Raw genomic sequence first — 18454 nt, forward strand, 5'->3', positions numbered from 1 at the left:
CAGTATCGCGAGGGTGTGACACAGAGCTCGTACCCGTTGTTAAGAATCCATTGGCAAGCCTGCGAAAACGCCCTTAAACTGGACATATGGCCAAGACCTATGTCGGTGCGCGGCTGCGCCAGCTGCGCACCGAACGTGGGCTGAGCCAGGTCGCGCTCGCGCAGAAACTGGAGATCTCGGCCAGCTACCTGAACCAGATCGAACACGACGTGCGACCGCTCACCGTGCCGGTGCTCACGCGCATCAACGAGGTCTTCGGCGTCGACCCCACCTTCTTCTCCGCCCAGGACGACACCCGCCTCATCGCCGAGTTGTCCGAAGTCGTGCTCGATGCCGAGCTGGGTATCGAGGCCGACACCCAGCAGATCGCCGACATGGTGTCCGCGCATCCGTCGATGGCGCGCGCCCTGGTGGCCATGCACAACCGCTACCGCAACACCAGCGCGCAGCTGGCCGCCGCCACCGAGGACCGGTTCGCCGACGGTTCCGGCAGCGCCGCGATCAGCAAGCCGCACGAGGAAGTGCGCGACTACTTCTATCAGCGCCAGAACTACATCCACGAATTGGATACCGCCGCAGAGGATCTCACCGCGCGCATCCGGTTCCACGGTGGCGAGGTGAGCACCGAGATCGTGCGCCTGCTGCGCGCGCACGGCGTGCGGATCAGCGAGCGCATCGACCTCGGCGAGGGGGTGCTGCACAACTTCGACCCCGAGACCAAACAGCTCGAGATCTCCCCGCACCTGTCCGGCGGACAGCGCACCTTCAAACTCGCCGCCGAACTCGCCTACCTCGAATGCGGCCCACTACTCGAAAAGCTGGTCGACGAAGGAAATTTCGCCTCCGACGCCTCCCACAAACTCGCGATGCTCGGACTGGCGAACTACTTCGCGGCCGCGATGGTCTTGCCTTACACACACTTTCACGAAGTAGCCGAGAACTTCCGCTACGACATCGAGCGGCTGTCGGCCTTCTTCTCGCAGAGTTTCGAAACCATCTGTCACCGCCTCTCGACCCTGCAACGGCCGACCCTGCGCGGCGTCCCCTTCTCGTTCGTCCGCGTCGACCGCGCGGGCAATATGTCGAAACGCCAGTCCGCCACCGGTTTCCACTTCTCGGCCAGCGGCGGCACCTGCCCGCTGTGGAACGTCTACGAGACCTTCGCCTACCCCGGCAAGATCATGACCCAGATCGCCCAGATGCCCGACGGCCGCAAGTACCTGTGGATCGCCCGCACCGTCGAACGCCGCGCCACCCGCTACGGCCAACCCGGCAAGACCTTCGCCATCGGCCTCGGCTGCGAACTGCGCCACGCGGGCCGCGTCGTCTACGCCGACGGCATCGACCTCGGCGAAGCCAACGCCACCCCTATCGGCGCGGGCTGCCGAGTCTGCGTCCGCTCCAACTGCCCCCAGCGCGCCTTCCCCCCGCTGGGCAAGGCCCTCGACATCAGCGAACACCGCAGCTCGGTCTCGCCCTATCTCATCAAGTAGCGTCGCCCGCTCAGAAGGCTTCCTCCGGGACGGCCATGATGTCGTTGTCGATGGTGGCGAGGATGTTCTTGGTAGCGGTGAGTCCGGGGAGGACGTTCTTGGCGAAGAAGCTCGCCGCGGCGACTTTGCCCTGGTAGAACGGGCGATCCTGCGGTGCGGCGTCGGAGGCGAGGGCGGCGGCCGCGATATCGGCCTGGACCAGCAGGCGCCAGGCGATGAGCAGGTCGCCGACCGACATCAGGAAGCGCACCGAGCCGAGGCCGACCTTGTAGAGCTCGGTGGGCTCGGTCCCGCCCGCCATGGCGTAGCCGGTGAGGGTGGCAGCCATGGCGCCGACGTCGGCCTGGGCGGTGCGCAGCAGGGCGCGCTCGGCGGCGAAGCGGCCGGTGTCGTTGTCGAGGTAAGCGCTGATCTGAGCGTTCACGTGGGCCAGGGCGACGCCGCCATCACGCACGATTTTGCGGAAGAAGAAGTCCTGGGCCTGGATCGCCGTGGTGCCCTCGTAGAGCGAGTCGATCTTGGCGTCGCGGATGTACTGCTCGATCGGATAGTCCTGCAGATAGCCGGAGCCGCCGAAAGTTTGCAGAGACTCGGTGAGCAACTGGTACGCGCGCTCGGAACCGACGCCCTTGACGATCGGCAGCAGCAGATCGTCCACGCGGTGCGCGGTCTCCGGATCGGCACCGGATACCAGCTGCGCCACATCCTCGTTCTGATGCGCGGCGGTATACAGATACACCGCGCGCAGCCCCTCCGCGTAGGCCTTCTGCATGGCCAGCGACCGGCGTACATCGGGGTGATGGGTGATGGTGACGCGCGGCGCCGCTTTGTCGGCGATCTGCGTGAAATCCGAGCCCTGCACCCGCGTCTTGGCGTACTCCAGCGCGTTCAGATACCCGGTCGACAACGTCCCGCACGACTTCACACCCACCGTCATCCGCGCGTTCTCGATCACCTCGAACATCTGGGCGATGCCGTCGTGCACCTCGCCCACCAGCCAGCCCTTGGCGGGCACCGCGGTGCCGCCGAAGGTCATCTCGCAGGTCGGCGATGATTTGATCCCCATCTTGTGCTCGACCCCGGTCACATACACACCGTTGCGGTCGCCCAGTTCCAGCGTCTCGGGATCGAAGAGGAACTTCGGCACGTAGAACAGCGAAAGCCCCTTGGTGCCCGGACCGGCGCCTTCCGGCCGCGCGAGCACCAGGTGGAAGATGTTCTCCGCCAGATCACCCACGTCACCGCCGGAAATGAACCGTTTCACTCCCTCGATGTGCCACGACCCGTCGGGCTGTGGCACGGCCTTGGTGCGGCCCGCGCCGACATCGGATCCGGCGTCGGGCTCGGTGAGCACCATGGTGGCCTGCCACCCGCGCTCGAACCCGCCACGTGCCCAGCGCTTCTGCTCGTCGTTGCCGACCCCGTAGAGCACCGATCCCATCAGCGGGCCCATGTTGAAGAAGCTGGCGGCCGGATTGGCGCAGATGATGAGCTCGTTGATCGCCCACATCAGCACATTCGGGGCGGCCGTGCCGTCCATGCCTTCCGGCATGCCGAGGCGGTACCAGCCCGCCTCGTGCACCATGTTCACCGTCTTGCGCAACGGTTCGGGCACGGTGATGTCGTAGGTATCGGGGTGGAAGACCACCGGGTGCCGGTCGGCCTCGGCGAACGAGTCCGCGATCGGCCCCTCGGCCAGGTGTTTCACCTCGTCGAGGAGTTGGCGCACCGTATCGGAGTCCAGGTCGCCGTAGGCGCCGGTGTCCAGGAGTTTGTCGAGGTTGAGCACCTCGAACAGATTGAACTCGATGTCACGCACGTTCGCCTTGTAGTGCCCCACTGGGCCCTCCTCGACTGACCGCACACGGCCCGATTGCCGCGTGGCTCGGCTGCTCGACGTCGTACAAATCGAAGCGTGCCGTATCGCCACATCCCTACGCAACCGTAGGCAAGCCGATCCTCAGTCGACCGTTCGGCGAACAATTCACATGGATGAAACAGACGAAACGGGCACGTGACCGGAAGACATTCGGGTGCAACAAGTTCCATCTACTGTCTCGAATCACGAATACAGCAGCTGTATACAACTCGGTGTACATCCAGTCGCCGGGGAGCAGCGGTGGTGTTCGTTGTGGCGCGTGTGGCGCCGCCGTTACACCTGATGAGGAGAACCGCCCATGTCTGAATCCCGTTTGGTCAAGGCACTTGCCGTGCCTGCCGCGGTGGCCGTTGCCGGCCTGTTGCTCACCGGCTGTGGTGCGCGCGACGACGCGTCGACCGGCTCGACCGCCGCCTCCTGCGTCGATACCACCAAGGACACCATCAAGGTGGGCTCGCTGCACTCGCTGTCGGGCACCATGGCCATTTCCGAAGTGACCGTGGCCAATTCGACCAAGCTGGCGATCGACCAGATCAACGCGGCGGGCGGTGTCCTCGGCAAGAAGATCGAGATCGTGCTCGAGGACGGTGCGTCGGACCCGAAGACCTTCGCCGAGAAGGCCGAGAAGCTGATCAGCTCCGACTGTGTCGCTTCGGTATTCGGCGGTTGGACCTCATCGAGCCGTAAGGCCATGAAGCCCAAGTTCGAGAACCTGAACTCGCTGCTCTACTACCCCGTGCAGTACGAGGGCCTGGAAGATTCCAAGAACATCTTCTACACCGGCGCCACCACCAACCAGCAGATCATCCCCGCGCTGGACTACCTGAAGCAGAAGGGCATCAAGTCCCTCTACCTGGTCGGCTCGGACTACGTCTTCCCGCAGACCGCCAACCGCGAGATCAAGGCCTACGCCGCGGCCAACGGCATCGAGATCAAGGGCGAGGACTACACCCCGCTCGGCTCCACCGACTTCTCCACCATCATCAACAAGGTGCGTGCCGCCAAGGCGGGCGCGGTGTTCAACACCCTCAACGGTGACTCCAACGTCGCCTTCTTCCGCGAATACACCAACGCGGGCCTGAAAGCCGCTGAGATGCCGGTGGTTTCGGTGTCGATCGCCGAGGAAGAGGTCGCCGGTATCGGTGCGCAGAACATCGCGGGCCAGCTGACCGCCTGGAACTACTACCAGACCGTCGACTCCCCGGCGAACAAGAAGTTCGTCGCCGACTACAAGGCCGCCTTCGGCGCCGACAAGCCCACCTCCGACCCGATGGAAGCCGCCTACGCCTCGGTCTACCTGTGGAAGAACACCGTCGAGAAGGCGAAGTCGTTCGCGGTGGCCGACATCCAGGCCGCGGCCGACGGTGTGAGCTTCGACGCCCCGGAAGGCACCGTCACCATCGACGGCTCCAACCACCACATCACCAAGACCGCCCGGATCGGCGAGATCCGCCCCGACGGCCTCATCTACACCGTCTGGGATTCCGGCAAGGCCATCACCCCCGACCCGTACCTGAAGTCCTACGAGTGGGCCAAGGGCCTGAAGTAAACAGCCCGATAGATGTGGGACGCGCGGCTCGCGCGTCCCACATCGCCCCATTTTCAAGGAGTCCACTGCAATGGACGTGCTGATAAGTCAGCTCTTCACCGGGTTGAGTCTGGGATCCATTCTTCTGCTCGCCGCGCTCGGCCTGTCACTGACCTTCGGTCAGATGGGCGTCATCAATATGGCCCACGGCGAATTCATCATGGCCGGTTGCTACACCACTTATGTTGTGCAACAGGTGTTCTCGTCGGCCGGAGTTTCGCTGGTCGTGTCCCTGCTGATGGGCTTCCTCATCGGCGGCCTGCTCGGCGCCGCCCTGGAAATGGGGCTGATCCGCTACATGTACGACCGACCGCTGGACACGCTGCTCGTCACCTTCGGTGTCGGGCTCGTGCTGCAGCAGGCCGCGCGTGACATCTTCGGCGCACCGGCCAAGAACGTGCTGGTACCCGAATGGCTCAGTGGCGGAATCACTATCGCGGGCGCGGTGGTGCCGAAGACCCGCATCTTCATCCTCGTGCTGGCGATCGTCGCGGTGACCACCCTGGCCGCGGTGCTCAAGACCACGCCGATGGGCCGACGGATTCGCGCCGTCGTGCAGAACCGCGGACTTGCCGAAACCAGTGGTATCTCCAGCAGATTCACCGATATCAGCACGTTCTTCATCGGCTCCGGGCTGGCCGGTGTCGCCGGTGTCGCGCTCACCCTGATCGGCTCGACGAGTCCTACCATCGGCCAGAGCTATCTGATCGACGCGTTCCTGGTGGTCGTGATCGGTGGCCTAGGCCAGATCAAGGGCACGGTGATCGCGGCGTTCGCGCTCGGCCTGCTCAACTCGTTCATCGAATACTCCACCACCGCGTCCATCGCGAAGGTGATCGTGTTCGTGCTGATCGTCATCTTCCTGCAGGTCCGCCCGCAGGGCCTGTTCACCGTGCGGACGAGGAGCCTGGCATGACCGCACTCACCGAACGTCTCCGCGCTCACCCGCGACTCACTCCCCTGGTCGGGTTCGCCGTTGCCGCCATCCTGCTGTTCGCTGTCGCCCCGGCGGTCCTGAGCGACTTCCGCCTGAACCTGCTCGCCAAGTTCCTCTGCTTCGCCATCGTGGCCGCCGGCATCGGATTGGCGTGGGGCCGTGGCGGAATGCTCACGCTCGGCCAGGGCGTGTTCTTCGGCATCGGCGCCTACATCATGGCCATGCACATGCAGCTCGCCGACGCGGCTCGCCTCGGCAACGACGTCCCGGAGTTCATGGAGATCTCCGGCATCAGCGAACTCCCCGGTTTCTGGCAGCCGTTCAGTTCCGCGCCGGTCGCCATTCTCGGCATCCTGGTGCTGCCCGCGCTGGTCGCCGCCGTGCTCGGTTACGGCGTGTTCAAGCGCCGGGTACGCGGTGCCTACTTCGCCATCCTGAGCCAGGCGCTGGCCGCGGCGCTGGCGATCCTGCTCACCGGTCAGCAGGCCATCGGCGGCTTCACCGGTCTGTCGGACTTCCGCTCCTTCTTCGGATTCCGGCTCTCGGACCCGGCCAACCGGCAGATGCTGTTCTTCATCGCCGCGGGCACGCTGCTCGTGGTGGTCGCGCTGATCCGTCAGCTCAATCGCAGCCGCTACGGCGAACTGCTGGTCGCGGTGCGCGACGCGGAGGAGCGCGTGCGCTTCCTCGGCTACGACCCGGCCAATATCAAAATCGTCGCCTATGTGGTGGCGGCGTTCCTTGCCGGTATCGCCGGTGCGCTGTTCACCCCGATCGTCGGCATCATCTCCCCCGCCGACATCGGCGTCATCCCGTCGATCGCCTTCCTGATCGGCGTCGCCATCGGTGGCCGCACCACGCTGCTCGGACCGGTTCTCGGTGCGATCGGGGTGGCCTGGGCGCAGACCTCGCTGTCGGAGTCGTTCCCGTCGGGCTGGACCTACATGCAGGGCGTGTTGTTCATCGTGGTCGTCGGGTTCATCCCCGCCGGTCTGGCCGGGCTGTGGCCGATGCTCAAGGGCTGGCTCGACAGCCGCAAGAAGCTGCCACCCGCACCGGAAGAGCCGGCCGCCGTCGTCACCGAGGAGAAGGTGCAAGCGCGATGACACACGAACCCAAAGCGGGCGGCAACGCCGGCATGGACAGCGACTACCTTGAAATCCGCGGCCTCTCGGTCAGTTTCGACGGTTTCAAGGCGGTCACCGATGTCGATTTCACGGTGCTGCAGGGTGACCTGCGGTTCCTGATCGGCCCGAACGGCGCGGGCAAGACCACGCTGATCGACGCCATCACCGGCCTCGTCCCGGCTACCGGTTCGGCGCAGAAGTCGGGCACCGAACTACTCGGCAAGAAGGTGCACCAGATCGCCCGCCTCGGCATCGGGCGGACCTTCCAGACGGCCAGTGTGTTCGAGCAGCTCACGGTGTTGCAGAACCTGGATATCGCCGCGGGCGCCGGGCGTTCGGCATGGTCGCTGCTGCGCACCCGCAAGTCGGTCCTGCCGAGCATCGAAGAGGCTTTGGAGACAACGGGTCTCACCGCGCTGCGCGACAAGCCCGCCGGGGTACTCGCGCACGGGCAGAAGCAGTGGCTCGAGATCGGCATGCTGCTCGTGCAGAACGCGTCGGTGCTGTTGCTCGACGAGCCCGTGGCGGGCATGAGTGCCGAGGAGCGCGAGGAGACCGGAAACCTGCTGCGCCGCATCGGTGGTGACCGCGTGGTGATCGTCGTCGAGCACGACATGGACTTCATGCGGTCCTTCGCCAGCTCGGTCACCGTGCTCGCGGGCGGCAAGGTGCTCAGCGAGGGCAGCGTCGAACAGGTGCAGGCCGACCCGAAGGTGCAGGAGGTCTACCTCGGCACCGCGAATCTGACTGCGACAGACAAGGAGTCGGCCGATGCTTGAACTTCACGACATCCGTTCCGGGTACGGGCGCACGGAGGTCATCCACGGCGTCAGCATGACCGTGCCCGACGACAGCGTCGTCGCGATCATGGGCCACAACGGCGCGGGCAAGACCACGCTGCTGCGCGCCGCCGTGGGTCTGCTGCCCACCAAGTCGGGGACCATCACCTTCGACGGCGAGAAGATCACCAAGCTCTCACCCTCGCAACGGGTCAAGCGCGGTATCGGCTACGTGCCGCAGGGCCAGCAGAGCTTCGGGCAGCTGACCACCGCCGAGAACCTGCAGGTGGTCGCGGACGGTCGCAAACGGGGCAAGGCGCTGATCGACGAATCCCTCGACCTGTTCCCCGCGCTGCGTGAGCTGCTCACCCGCAAGGCGGGCCTGCTCTCGGGCGGGCAGCGTCAGCAATTGGCCATCGCGCGGGCACTGATCACCGAGCCGAAGCTGCTCATCCTCGATGAACCGACCGAGGGCATCCAGCCGTCGGTGGTCGCCGAAATCGAGCGAACCATCATCGAATTGACGCAGCGCGGTGGTTTGAGCGTGCTGCTGGTGGAGCAGCACATCGGCTTCGCGCTGCAGGCCGCACAGCAGTACTACGTGCTGCACTCGGGGGATCTCGGCTCGACCGGTGCAGGCGGGGCAGGTGCGGAATCCGCGGTCCGCGCGGCGATGGCGATCTGATCGCAGCGGCGCACATGGCCGGGCGGGGATCGGGCGAGGACGCACGTCCCGCCGCAGGTAGTCGGCGGGTACCGCTGGCCGCGCGCGTCTACGACGAACTCCGCCACGACCTCGCCACCGGGGAACTGGCACCGACCGAGCGGCTGCGCGCCGAACGGCTGGCCCAGCGCTACGGCGTCTCGCGCACCCCGGTGCGCGAAGCGCTGGCCCGGCTCCAGGCCGACGGGCTCGTGCAGCGCCATCCCGATGGGCTCTACCTGTACCGGCCCCGCCTGAACGAACTCGACGAGCTCTACGAGCTCCGAATCGTGCTGGAAACCCGAGGCTTTCAGCGCATCGCCGCCGGTGGGTCCGTACAGGTACACATCCCGACCGAGCACGACCTGCCCACCGTGCGCGCCGAGTTGGCCCGCTGGCTCGAATACCGCGACACCCCACCGGAACCCGGACCCGACCTCGTCGCCGCCGACGAGCGGTTCCACACCGAACTACTCATGGCGGCGGGCAATTCCGCCCTCGCCGAGGCACTGGCAGCCGTCTACCTGCGGGTTCGCCCGGTTCGCACCATGGATGTGCCCACCGCCGAACGGGTGGCGGCCATGACGGCCGATCACATCACCATCGCCGAACAGGTGCTGGCGGGCGACGACGAACAGGCACTACGCACCCTCACCGCCCACATCGATTCCTCCCGCGCTCACGTTCGGGTGCGTGCCGAACAGGCGATCGCCTTCACCAAACTCGGTCGCGCCGTGCGGGATTGATCAACAGTCGCGCTGGAACGGCCAGCACTCGATCTTGCGCGGAGTCGCCGACGTGGGCGCGCGGGTCGTCGAGGTCTGCGAAGTGTCCGACATCGGGCGCGGATCGGGCGAGTCCTGCAACAACGCCACGCCGACCGACACGAAGACGACGAAGATGCCGAGCAGCGCGGCGGCGAACATCGCGATGCCGACGAGCTTTCCCCGGCGGGACGGATCAGCGGGCGGGACGGGCTCGCTGAACTTGCGCACCTGCGGCACCACCGGCGTCGGCGCGGGCCGATTGTTCGCGAAACCCTCCTCGGCCAGCTCGGCGCGCGACGGCACCTCGGCCACCCCGAGCGTCGCGCAGGTGTTGAGCACCCGATCGATCGTCCATTCGCGTGGCCCCGCCGAGAACCCTTCGAGGTATACCCGCAGCTCATGCGCGTCGACGCTGTTCGCGACCAGCACATCCAGCCCCGGCCGCAGCGCGGTGCGCGCGGGCCGGACGACCACGCCGCGATACGGCACGAGCACCACCGCACCGGACACATGCCTGCTGTCCTGCAACGCCTGTTCCAGCGCGACCCGCACCGCGTGCACCCCGTGCTCGACCCGGTCGGTGAGACCGTTCGATGGCTCGGCTTCCAAATCCAGCGGGCTGTCGCTGATCCGCCACGCGCCGTCGGCGGTAGCGGTGAGCAGCCCGCTCTGCCGCCGCCGGAAGCCCTTCACCTCGAGCACCGTGATGCCGCGCGGCGTCACGATCACCCCGCCCAGCCGCCGGTCACCCACCCGGCACTCGACCAGCGCGAGCCCCGTACTCGGATAGGCGCGCAGGCAATCGACGAGCTCGCGCTCGGCGCCGGTGAGCTCGGCACCCGGTCTGATCCGAACCAGCATGTGCGATGTTCCCCTAGTGCTGCGACCTCACACCGCCGCTGCGCGCTGCGGTACTCACCGATCATGACGCGCAACTGTTCCGAAAACCACTGGAAACCAAAGAAAACCGGCACGAATACAGGACTGGCCCCCCGAGCCGATACCGACGACTACGCTGGCGACCCGGACCGACGATGTTCGAGAAGACAGGTGGACCAGAGATGGATGCAGCGCCCCTACCACGCGTTTCACCGGGCCGGTTCGGTGAACTCGGGCCGATCAACTGGGTTGTCTGGCAAGTGCTTTCCCGCGCGGCGGGCACCGACGACGCGCACCTGTTCAGCACCCTCGGTCGCACGGGTGGGCTGTTTCGCGGCTGGCTGCATTTCTCCGGCAAGCTGATGCCGGGCGGCAAGCTGCCGCGCGCGGAGGCCGAATTGGTGATCCTGCGCGTGGCACAGCTGCGCAAGTGCGACTACGAGGCCGATCATCATCGCAGGCTGGGGCGCAAAGCGGGGCTGTCGGCCGTCGAGATCGAGCGGGTCGGCGCAGGTCCAGAGGCCGAGGGCTGGACACCTCGGCAGCGGGCATTGCTCGATGTCGTCGATCAGCTGGTGACCACCCGGAATGTGGACGACGCGGCGTGGGCCGAGCTGGCCGAGCACTACGGCGAGCGGGTGCTGATCGAGATCGTGCTGCTGATCAACCAGTACGAAGGTCTGGCGTCGACCATCACGACCCTGCGGATCGAGCGCGACAAGTTCTGAGAGTGTGACCTAGGTCATATGGCGGGCCCGCGCGAGATCTCCCACAGTAAAGGCGTACAACGTACGGAGTTCATCGACCGAGGAGAACCCATGCAGATCACCGCTTCCGCCCTCTCGCTCAATGTCGCCGATCCGCAGGCGTCGGCCCAGTTCCTGATCGACCACCTCGGCTTCACCGAGAAGATGGCCGCCGAGGGGTTCGTCAACGTGGAGCGGGCCGACGCGGGCATGGACGTGATCTACCTGCGCACCGGTCTCGGCTCATTCAAGCCCGCCCGCATCGCGGGCAACGCGGGCGAGGGGCTCCTTGTCGTGTTCGTCGTCGACGATATCGACCGCGAATACGACCGATTGCGCGCCGAGGGCGTCCCGATCGAGACGCCCATCGAAACCGAGGAGTGGGGCGAGCGCTACTTCCAGATGACCGACCCCAACGGGATCGTCATCCAGCTCGTGCAGTGGGTGTGATCAGCGGCGCGCGACCCGCAGCGCGGTCACGATCATCGGGATCTGCAGCGGCAACCGCGCCAGCACCCCGGCTTTGAAAGCCTTGGGCGCCTTCGGATTACCGACCACATCGACGGTCATCTGGATATTGGCCGGGAAGACACCGACGAACAGCGCCGCGGCCAGCCACCCGCCGAGCCGCCGGGTGCGCGGCACCGCGAGCGCGGCCGCCACGCCCAGCTCGGCAACCCCGGACCCATACGTGTAGGTCCGCGGGTTGCCGGGCAGCTGCGGCGGCACGATCTTGTCGAACGGCTTGGGCGCTACGAAGTGCAGGGTGCCCATGAAGAACAGCAGCCCACTCAACCAGATGTGCGTACGTCGGCGGGAAGTTTGATCAGCCACAGTGCCGACGGTAGCAGGACCGCCTCCCCGGGGCTTCTGACCAGGATCCAGCGCCGACCCGCCCGATCGGGCCGGCGCGGTAGCCGGATTACTGGCGGGCGAACACGGTGGCCGCCGAGGTCGCCGGGCGGCCGAGGAGTTTGGCCAGGTCGCCGGTGTTCACCTCGAGCACGCCCTCGCCGATGCGGGCGTCGGCGTCGGCGAGGACGGCGGCGTATTGATCCTCGAGGCCCGCGGCGCGCAGGGCTGCCGTGTAGTCGTCCTGGGTGTGGTTTTCGTAGCGGACCGTGACGCCCTTCGCCTCTGTCACCGCTGATGCCAGATCCGCGCCGGTCAGCGCCTCGTCACCACCCAGTTCGTAGACGCGGCCCTCGTGACCCTCGCCGGTGAGCACGCGTGCGGCGGCCTCGGCGTAGTCGGCCCGTGCGGCGCCGGAGACGCGGCCGGCGGCCATCGCGCCGTGCAGGACGCCGGACTGTGCCGCGTTCGCGACGGCGCCGCCGTAGTTCTCCCAGTACCAGCTGTTGCGCAGCAGCACCGTCGGTACCGAGGCGGTCGCCAGCACCTCTTCGGTGCCCCGATGATCGGCGGCAAGCACCATCGAATTGCTCTCGGCGCGGGGGATGCTGGTGTAGGCGAGCAGTTCGACACCGGCACGCTCGGCGGCCCGAATGACATTGGTGTGCTGGGCAATTCGAGACCCGAATTCATTGCCCGAGATCAGCAGCACCCGGTCCACACCCACCAGTGCGGCATCGAGGGCGGCGGGATCGTCGTAGGACGCCTGTCGCACGTCGGCACCTCGCGCGGCGAGATCGGCGACCTTGCCCGGATCGCGCACGATCGCGACCGGCCGCTCCCCTGCGGCGAGTAGAGCCTCCACGACCAACCGGCCGAGCTGTCCGCCTGCTGCTGTCACTGCCACGGTCATTGCTACCTCCAGAGCCACAAGTACTAACTATTAGTAAGCACTATGCCTTCAGTGGGCACTTGCGTCAAGTGGGTATGATGGACGCATGCCCGAGACGGACCACGACCCCACGCTGGAAGCCGACGTCTTCGCGCGCAATTGCACCTCCCGCCCCGTCCTGCAGAACATCGCCGGGCGGTGGGGAGTGCTGGCTCTGGTCGCGCTGCGCGACGGCCCCGTCCGCTTCAGCGCCCTGCGCCGCCGGGTCGACGGCGTGAGTGAGCGCATGCTCTCGCAGACCCTGCAGGCGCTGGAACGCGACGGCATGGTCCATCGCGAGGTGCTCGAAGCCATCCCACCCCGCGTCGAATACACCCTCACCGAGCTGGGCGCGGAGGTCGCCGACCATCTGCGGTCGCTGATCGTGGTCCTGGAATCGAATATGGACGCCGTCCGCGCGGCACAGGACAGCTACCACCGCGCCGGGGGCGTCGGCCAGGACTAGCTCAACGCGCGAGCAGCTCGGAGACTGTGACGAATCGGTAGCCCTGCGCACGCAATCCGTCGACGATCTCCGGCACCGCGGTAATGGACTCGGCCCCGTGCATGACGTGGAGCAAGATGATCGAGCCCGGCCTGGTCTCGGCGAGGGTGTCGGCGACGATGGCTTCGCGAGACGCGCCACCGGCGGAATCGGGCTCGACATCCCAGGTCACCGTGGTGCGATCGTGGTCGGCGAGATAGTGCGGCAGCGTCCACAGTTTCTTGCCGTAGGGCGGGCGGAAACTGATCGGTCCGGGGTAGCCGGCGCGGCGGATCTCGCTGTCGGTCCGTTCGATCTCCTCGCGCACGGTGTCACCGGAGACCAGCACCATGCGCCGGTGCGAATACGAGTGGTTCCCGATCTCGTGGCCCGCTGCCACGATCGCCGCACCGTATTCGGGATGCGCGGCCAGGTCCGCGCCGACCAGGTAGAAGGTCGCGGGAACCTGGGCTTGCCCCAGCACCCGCAGCACTTCCGGGGTGCGCGCGGTCGGGCCGTCATCGAAGGTCAGCGCGACAACCTTCTCGTCGGTCTCGACCCGATCGACCAGCCGCCCCGTCACCTGATAGGTCCGGGAATTCATCAACACATACAGGCCGACCGCCACCGCCGAAACCACAACGATGCCGACAATCCCGCCCACCAACCAACGACGCATCGACAGACGGTAACTCACCGGGTCGGGTCGGCCCGGTGAGTTATCCGTGTACTTACACGATCACCTGGGTGATGTCGCCCGGGTTCAGGTAGTCGAAGAAGCGGTGGGCGCCGTCTTCGGTCATCCGCACACAACCGTGCGATTTCGAATCGACCGGTCCCACATGGAATGCCATGTCGCCGTTGAAGAAGGTCGCCCATCGCATGGGCGCATTGTGCATCGTGCTCCAGTGGAATTCCCGTTTGAAGGAAATCTTGGTCACCGCGGGCGGGGTTTCGAATCCGGCCATGCCGTGCGAGATCGGCGTCGGCCCGAAGATCACCCGGCCGTTGTCGACCAGCCACGCCTCGTTCGTCGACAGCCGCATGCACGCCCTCGCTTCGACAACCGGGCACGGCGACGCGGTGGGAACAATGGCGGGAACTCCGGGAACATCCGGCCCACCGGGGAAAAGAGGTTCGGCCACGGCCGGTGTCACCATGCCGAGTCCCGCCACAGCGACCGCGGCCACCGCCGCGAAACGTGCTGTCCAACCGAGAATGCTCATCGAGTTTCGTACCCTCTCTGTCCGCCTCGCCGCGCCTTCTGCCGGTCGTTCGGTACGACGGCAGCGCGGTGCCGGGCTGGCGGTCACTATGGAGTCAGCTTGTGGGCGTGCCCGGCGAGTTACCCATGTACGCACAAGATCAGGTGTTGCGACTAACAAGCGAACGAAAGAGCTACAGAGATCATCGGTGACAGGCTTCGATTCACCAAATCAACGGCGAGAAAAAGACCAAAAAGAAACCAAAAGGGCCGGGCACGCGATTCGCGCACCCGGCCCTGTCGGCTGAAATGTCAGAAGTTGATCATGTGCCCCGCGAGGCCGTGGATCGCTTCCTGCACCGCTTCGCTCAGCGTCGGGTGCGTGTGCACATTGCGGGCCACCTCGTTGACCGTGAGGTCCCACTTCTGCGCCAGCGTCAGTTCCGGCAGCAGCTCGGACACATCGGGGCCGATCAGGTGCCCGCCGAGGAGTTCGCCGTGCGCGCCGTCGGCGATCAGCTTCACGAAACCGGTCGGGTCGCCGAGGCCGTGCGCCTTGCCGTTGGCCTGGAACGGGAAGGTCGCGACCTTCACGTCGTAGCCCTCGTCGCGGGCCTGCTGCTCGGTGAGACCGAAGCTGGCGACCTGCGGCTGACAGAAGGTGGCGCGCGGCATCATCCGGTAGTCACCGAGGGTCATCGTCTCGGCGCCGCCGATGGTCTCGGCCGCGACCACACCCTGCGCCTCCGCCACGTGGGCGAGCTGCAGCTTGGCGGTGACGTCACCGATCGCGTAGATGTGCGCCACGTTGGTGCGCATGTAGTCGTCGATCTCGATGGCGCCCCGGTCGGTGAGGGCGACACCGGTGGTCTCCAGGCCGTAGCCCTGCACCCGCGGCGCGAAGCCGACAGCCTGCAGCACCTTGTCGACCGTGACGGTCTCGATCGCGCCGGACTTGTTGTCCTTGATCTGGACGGTGACCTTGGAGCCGTCGTCGTCGATCGACTGCACGGCCGCACCGGTGGTGATGGTGACGCCGAGCTTCTTGTACTGCTTGGTGATCTCTTTGGAGACGTCGGCGTCCTCGTTGGGCAGCGCGCGGTCGAGGAACTCCACGATCCGCACGTCGACGCCGTAGTTCTTGAGGACGTAGGCGAACTCCATGCCGATCGCGCCCGCGCCGACGATCAGGATCGAGCCCGGTAGGTCACGGGTGAGGATCTGCTCCTCGTAGGTGACCACGTTGTCGGAGAGCTGGGTGCCCGGCAGCAGCTTGGTGGTGGTGCCGGTGGCGATGATGACGTTGTCGAACGTGACCGTCTCGCTGCCGCCCTTGGTGAGGGCGACATCGATCGAGTTCGGGCCGGTGAAGGTACCGAGGCCGTCGAACTCGTCGATCTTGTTCTTCTTCATCAGGAAGTGCACGCCCTTGACCCGACCGTCGGCCACCTTGCGGCTGCGATCGAAGGCGGCACCGAAGTCGAAGCTGACCTCACCGGAGATGCCGAAGGTCTTGGCTTCCTTCTGGAAGATATGGGCCAGCTCGGCGTTGCGCAGCAGTGCCTTGGACGGGATGCAGCCCACGTTCAGGCACACGCCACCCCAGTATTTCTGCTCGACAATCGCTGTTCGCAGGCCGAGTTGAGCGGCACGGATCGCGGCGACATATCCGCCGGGACCAGCGCCGAGAACGACGACATCGTAGTGGGAAGTCACGTCACCGAGCCTAACTCTGTTTCGAGGAGTTCACCCACCCGTCCCCCACATAGGTGAGATGTGCCCTCGACCGGCGGTGCGCGCCCACGCCGCGGCATCGTCGACCGACCGGATCGAGCAGTACTGTCGAGTCCGTGAGCGGCGGGGCAGTGAGCAGCCGAGCGGCACAGCCGGTGCTGACCGAAGGCACGGCCGATGGCCAGGGGATCGGCAGTCGGCTCGACGGCACGGTGTCGACGCACCTGGTGCGGCTGCTGGTGCAGGCCGCCCGGCAAGCAGGTGCGGCCGAGGATCAGCTGACCCGCATCCCCGGCACCGACGAGGTGGTGTTGCGCGGTGAGCTGAACCGGATCCCGATGAGTTCGCTGCTGCGGCTGTGGGAGCTGATCGCGCACGCGCGGCCGACGGGAGCGGGTGCCGCGGTCGCCGCGGCCGCACCGCTCGGCACCCTGAACACCTGGGACTATCTGGTGACCGGCGGTGCCACACTGACGGATTCGCTGCGTGCCGCTCAGCCGTACCACCGCCTGGTCACCGCGGCCACCGAAGGTTTCGACCTGTCCGGCGAGGGCGACCTCACCATCGGCTACCGGACCTCGGCGGGCGATCCCGCGGTGGCGTCGGTGGTCAACGAGTACGTGATGGCGTATTACCTGCGCCGGGCCCGTGAAGCCACCGGACGCCCCATCGTTCCGACCAGGGTGAGTTTCGGCCACAGCGCACCACCGGACCGCGCGGACCTGGTCGCCGTATTCGGCACGGACAACATCGAATTCGATGCCGCATCGGACTCGATCACCTTCCATGCCGACGACGCCAACGCCCCGCTCCCCCGCGCCGACCCGATGCTCGCCGATCTGATGCGCAGCCACGCGGGCCTGGTCCTTTCCTCCTCCCGCACGATCGCAGACCCCCTCGACACTTTCCGCATCGCCCTCGCCGACGCCATCGACGCCGCCGACCCCACCCTTGCCCGAGTCGCGAAAACCCTCGCGATGAGCCAGCGCACCCTCCAGCGCCACCTCGCCGAACACGGCACCACCTGGCGCGACGAACTCGATCTACTCCGCTACGAACGCGCGAAAACTCTGCTGGATCAAGGACTCACCAAAAGCGTTATCGCCCAGCGCCTCGCCTTCACCGACGACCGCGCCTTGCGCAAGGCCTTCCACCGCTGGACCGGGGCGACACCAGCCGTATGAGCCATCCAGTTCGAGATGTGGCGTGAATGGACCGGGTGGTGGCGTGCGGGGACCTCGAAAGGCCCGATCGCGCGCCCTAACGTAGTCATCACCGGCGAGAAACACCGGCTGACCTCGAAAGAAGGCTCGATCATGTCGAACACGGCCACCCGCGCACTGCCCACCTTCACCCGCGAGATCCACCTCGCCGCCCGCCCGAACGGCGCACCGGTCGCAGGCGATTTCGCACTGGTCGAGCGGGAGCTGCCGGAGCTCGCCGAGGGCCAGATTCTGGTCCGCAACACCTGGATGTCGGTCGATCCGTACATGCGCGGACGGATGGACGACAAGGTGTCCTACATGCCGCCGTTCGAACTCGGCGCGGCACTCGACGGTTCAGCGGTCGGTGAGGTGATCGCTTCCCGCTCAGCCGATATCGCGGTCGGCGCGACGGTCTCGCACTTCGCGGGCTGGCGCGAACACGCCATCGTCGACGCCGCGACCGCGACGCCGATCGACCCGGAACTCGCCGCACCGCAACACTTCCTGAGCGTGCTCGGCACCACCGGGCTCACCGCCTACGCCGCACTCACCGATGTCGCCCCGGTCAAGCCCGGCGACACCGTGTTCATCTCGGCTGCCGCGGGCGCCGTCGGCAGCGTGGCAGGCCAGATCGCCAAGGCACTCGGCGCGAAGCGGGTGATCGGTTCGGCCGGTGGCCCCGTCAAGACGGGAAAGTTGCTCGAGGAGTTCGGTTTCGACGCGGCGATCGACTACCGCGCCGGTGACCTCGGTGGTCAGCTCACGGCCGCCGCGCCCGACGGCATCGATGTCTACCTCGACAGCGTCGGCGGGGAACACCTGAAGGTCGCCATCGAGTCACTCAACCAGCACGGCCGCATCGCCCTTGTCGGCGCGATCAGCGGCTACAACGGCGCCACCGCCCAGCAGATCCCCGACCTCTACCTCGCGGCGACGAAGGAGATCACCCTGCGGGGCATGCTGGTGACCAGCTACTTCCCGATCTTCGGCGAATACATCGGCAAGGCCGCGGGCTGGCTCGCCGACGGCACCCTCCGCACCACCGAGACCGTCTACGAAGGCCTCGACCAGGCCCCCGCCGCCTTCCTCGGTGTCCTCACCGGCGCCAACACCGGCAAAATGCTCGTCCGCCTCGCCTGAGGCGAC

General features: G+C 66.5%; 19 protein-coding genes. 12 read left to right on the plus strand and 7 right to left on the minus strand.

Annotated elements, in window-relative coordinates:
- The first annotated feature begins 86 nt into the window (after positions 1–86).
- On the plus strand, positions 87–1493 hold the full coding sequence (ramB, locus tag ACFWPX_RS15375; protein ID WP_378927906.1) for an acetate metabolism transcriptional regulator RamB: 1407 nt from the start codon (positions 87–89) through the stop codon (positions 1491–1493).
- A 10-nt stretch (positions 1494–1503) separates the two neighbouring features.
- Here ramB and ACFWPX_RS15380 read toward each other — a convergent pair whose 3' ends face one another.
- Entirely contained in the window at positions 1504–3333 is a 1830-nt protein-coding gene (locus ACFWPX_RS15380; RefSeq protein WP_378927907.1) for an acyl-CoA dehydrogenase, read from the minus strand.
- A gap of 337 nt (positions 3334–3670) precedes the next feature.
- Between ACFWPX_RS15380 and urtA the strand changes: the two genes are divergently transcribed.
- The 6 genes from urtA (at position 3671) to ACFWPX_RS15410 (ending at position 9252) form a co-directional block, all read left to right on the plus strand.
- Complete coding sequence (gene urtA / locus ACFWPX_RS15385) at positions 3671–4921, plus strand: urea ABC transporter substrate-binding protein (protein WP_378916423.1); 1251 nt, start codon at positions 3671–3673, stop codon at positions 4919–4921.
- A 70-nt stretch (positions 4922–4991) separates the two neighbouring features.
- Positions 4992–5876, plus strand: coding sequence for an urea ABC transporter permease subunit UrtB (gene urtB / locus ACFWPX_RS15390; protein WP_266293973.1), 885 nt, complete (start codon positions 4992–4994; stop codon positions 5874–5876).
- On the plus strand, positions 5873–7003 hold the full coding sequence (gene urtC, locus ACFWPX_RS15395; protein ID WP_378927908.1) for an urea ABC transporter permease subunit UrtC: 1131 nt from the start codon (positions 5873–5875) through the stop codon (positions 7001–7003). Before urtB ends, urtC begins: the two co-directional genes overlap by 4 nt.
- Positions 7000–7803: an urea ABC transporter ATP-binding protein UrtD gene (gene urtD, locus ACFWPX_RS15400; RefSeq protein ID WP_378927909.1), complete on the plus strand. Its 804-nt coding sequence runs from the start codon at positions 7000–7002 to the stop codon at positions 7801–7803. The genes urtC and urtD overlap by 4 nt, the downstream gene beginning before the upstream one ends.
- Positions 7796–8488, plus strand: coding sequence for an urea ABC transporter ATP-binding subunit UrtE (gene urtE, locus ACFWPX_RS15405; protein WP_378927910.1), 693 nt, complete (start codon positions 7796–7798; stop codon positions 8486–8488). The genes urtD and urtE overlap by 8 nt, the downstream gene beginning before the upstream one ends.
- Positions 8489–8502: 14 nt before the next feature.
- Positions 8503–9252 (plus strand): GntR family transcriptional regulator, encoded by a 750-nt coding sequence (locus tag ACFWPX_RS15410; protein WP_378927911.1) that lies wholly within the window; start codon positions 8503–8505, stop codon positions 9250–9252.
- Here ACFWPX_RS15410 and ACFWPX_RS15415 read toward each other — a convergent pair whose 3' ends face one another.
- On the minus strand, positions 9253–10134 hold the full coding sequence (locus ACFWPX_RS15415; protein WP_378927912.1) for an NERD domain-containing protein: 882 nt from the start codon (positions 10132–10134) through the stop codon (positions 9253–9255).
- Positions 10135–10334: 200 nt separating this feature from the next.
- Here ACFWPX_RS15415 and ACFWPX_RS15420 point away from each other — a divergent pair, with 200 nt between their 5' ends.
- Both ACFWPX_RS15420 and ACFWPX_RS15425 read left to right on the plus strand, forming a co-directional pair.
- Positions 10335–10880 carry a carboxymuconolactone decarboxylase family protein gene (locus tag ACFWPX_RS15420; protein ID WP_378927913.1) on the plus strand — a complete coding sequence of 182 codons (546 nt, stop codon included), beginning with the start codon at positions 10335–10337 and terminating at the stop codon, positions 10878–10880.
- 90 nt (positions 10881–10970) lie between these two features.
- The gene (locus ACFWPX_RS15425; protein WP_378916443.1) at positions 10971–11348 is read left to right on the plus strand and encodes a VOC family protein; all 378 of its coding nucleotides are present in this window, start codon (positions 10971–10973) and stop codon (positions 11346–11348) included.
- Here ACFWPX_RS15425 and ACFWPX_RS15430 read toward each other — a convergent pair whose 3' ends face one another.
- Positions 11349–11672 (minus strand): hypothetical protein, encoded by a 324-nt coding sequence (locus tag ACFWPX_RS15430; protein WP_378927998.1) that lies wholly within the window; start codon positions 11670–11672, stop codon positions 11349–11351.
- Between the two features lie 148 nt (positions 11673–11820).
- Entirely contained in the window at positions 11821–12663 is an 843-nt protein-coding gene (locus ACFWPX_RS15435) for an NmrA family NAD(P)-binding protein (RefSeq protein ID WP_378927914.1), read from the minus strand.
- A gap of 85 nt (positions 12664–12748) precedes the next feature.
- Between ACFWPX_RS15435 and ACFWPX_RS15440 the strand changes: the two genes are divergently transcribed.
- Complete coding sequence (locus tag ACFWPX_RS15440; protein WP_378927915.1) at positions 12749–13147, plus strand: winged helix-turn-helix transcriptional regulator; 399 nt, start codon at positions 12749–12751, stop codon at positions 13145–13147.
- A 1-nt stretch (position 13148) separates the two neighbouring features.
- Here ACFWPX_RS15440 and ACFWPX_RS15445 read toward each other — a convergent pair whose 3' ends face one another.
- The 3 genes from ACFWPX_RS15445 to lpdA all read right to left on the minus strand — a co-directional run bounded on the left by ACFWPX_RS15445 (position 13149) and on the right by lpdA (position 16085).
- Positions 13149–13844, minus strand: coding sequence for a polysaccharide deacetylase family protein (locus ACFWPX_RS15445; RefSeq protein WP_378927916.1), 696 nt, complete (start codon positions 13842–13844; stop codon positions 13149–13151).
- A gap of 52 nt (positions 13845–13896) precedes the next feature.
- A complete protein-coding gene (locus ACFWPX_RS15450) occupies positions 13897–14391 on the minus strand; it encodes a L,D-transpeptidase (protein WP_378927917.1) in 495 nt (164 codons plus the stop codon).
- A 290-nt stretch (positions 14392–14681) separates the two neighbouring features.
- Positions 14682–16085: a dihydrolipoyl dehydrogenase gene (gene lpdA, locus ACFWPX_RS15455; RefSeq protein WP_378916457.1), complete on the minus strand. Its 1404-nt coding sequence runs from the start codon at positions 16083–16085 to the stop codon at positions 14682–14684.
- A gap of 134 nt (positions 16086–16219) precedes the next feature.
- Between lpdA and ACFWPX_RS15460 the strand changes: the two genes are divergently transcribed.
- Together ACFWPX_RS15460 and ACFWPX_RS15465 are read left to right on the plus strand one after the other, a co-directional pair.
- Positions 16220–17287 carry an AraC family transcriptional regulator ligand-binding domain-containing protein gene (locus ACFWPX_RS15460; protein ID WP_378927918.1) on the plus strand — a complete coding sequence of 356 codons (1068 nt, stop codon included), beginning with the start codon at positions 16220–16222 and terminating at the stop codon, positions 17285–17287.
- 132 nt (positions 17288–17419) lie between these two features.
- A complete protein-coding gene (locus tag ACFWPX_RS15465; RefSeq protein ID WP_378927919.1) occupies positions 17420–18448 on the plus strand; it encodes an NADP-dependent oxidoreductase in 1029 nt (342 codons plus the stop codon).
- The last annotated feature ends 6 nt before the right edge of the window (positions 18449–18454 follow it).

It is taken from the genome of Nocardia sp. NPDC058518 (assembly GCF_042719655.1).
Taxonomy (GTDB): domain Bacteria; phylum Actinomycetota; class Actinomycetes; order Mycobacteriales; family Mycobacteriaceae; genus Nocardia.

Coding starts and splice junctions, on each gene's coding strand:
- ACFWPX_RS15425 (WP_378916443.1), top strand. CDS start 10,971: ATGCAGATCACCGCTTCCGCCCTCTCGCTCAATGTCGCCGATCCGCAG.
- ACFWPX_RS15440 (WP_378927915.1), top strand. CDS start 12,749: ATGCCCGAGACGGACCACGACCCCACGCTGGAAGCCGACGTCTTCGCG.
- ramB (WP_378927906.1), top strand. CDS start 87: ATGGCCAAGACCTATGTCGGTGCGCGGCTGCGCCAGCTGCGCACCGAA.
- ACFWPX_RS15435 (WP_378927914.1), bottom strand. CDS start 12,663: ATGACCGTGGCAGTGACAGCAGCAGGCGGACAGCTCGGCCGGTTGGTC.
- urtB (WP_266293973.1), top strand. CDS start 4,992: ATGGACGTGCTGATAAGTCAGCTCTTCACCGGGTTGAGTCTGGGATCC.
- urtA (WP_378916423.1), top strand. CDS start 3,671: ATGTCTGAATCCCGTTTGGTCAAGGCACTTGCCGTGCCTGCCGCGGTG.
- ACFWPX_RS15430 (WP_378927998.1), bottom strand. CDS start 11,672: ATGGGCACCCTGCACTTCGTAGCGCCCAAGCCGTTCGACAAGATCGTG.
- urtE (WP_378927910.1), top strand. CDS start 7,796: ATGCTTGAACTTCACGACATCCGTTCCGGGTACGGGCGCACGGAGGTC.
- urtD (WP_378927909.1), top strand. CDS start 7,000: ATGACACACGAACCCAAAGCGGGCGGCAACGCCGGCATGGACAGCGAC.
- ACFWPX_RS15465 (WP_378927919.1), top strand. CDS start 17,420: ATGTCGAACACGGCCACCCGCGCACTGCCCACCTTCACCCGCGAGATC.
- ACFWPX_RS15420 (WP_378927913.1), top strand. CDS start 10,335: ATGGATGCAGCGCCCCTACCACGCGTTTCACCGGGCCGGTTCGGTGAA.
- ACFWPX_RS15445 (WP_378927916.1), bottom strand. CDS start 13,844: ATGCGTCGTTGGTTGGTGGGCGGGATTGTCGGCATCGTTGTGGTTTCG.
- ACFWPX_RS15450 (WP_378927917.1), bottom strand. CDS start 14,391: ATGAGCATTCTCGGTTGGACAGCACGTTTCGCGGCGGTGGCCGCGGTC.
- ACFWPX_RS15410 (WP_378927911.1), top strand. CDS start 8,503: ATGGCCGGGCGGGGATCGGGCGAGGACGCACGTCCCGCCGCAGGTAGT.
- urtC (WP_378927908.1), top strand. CDS start 5,873: ATGACCGCACTCACCGAACGTCTCCGCGCTCACCCGCGACTCACTCCC.
- ACFWPX_RS15415 (WP_378927912.1), bottom strand. CDS start 10,134: ATGCTGGTTCGGATCAGACCGGGTGCCGAGCTCACCGGCGCCGAGCGC.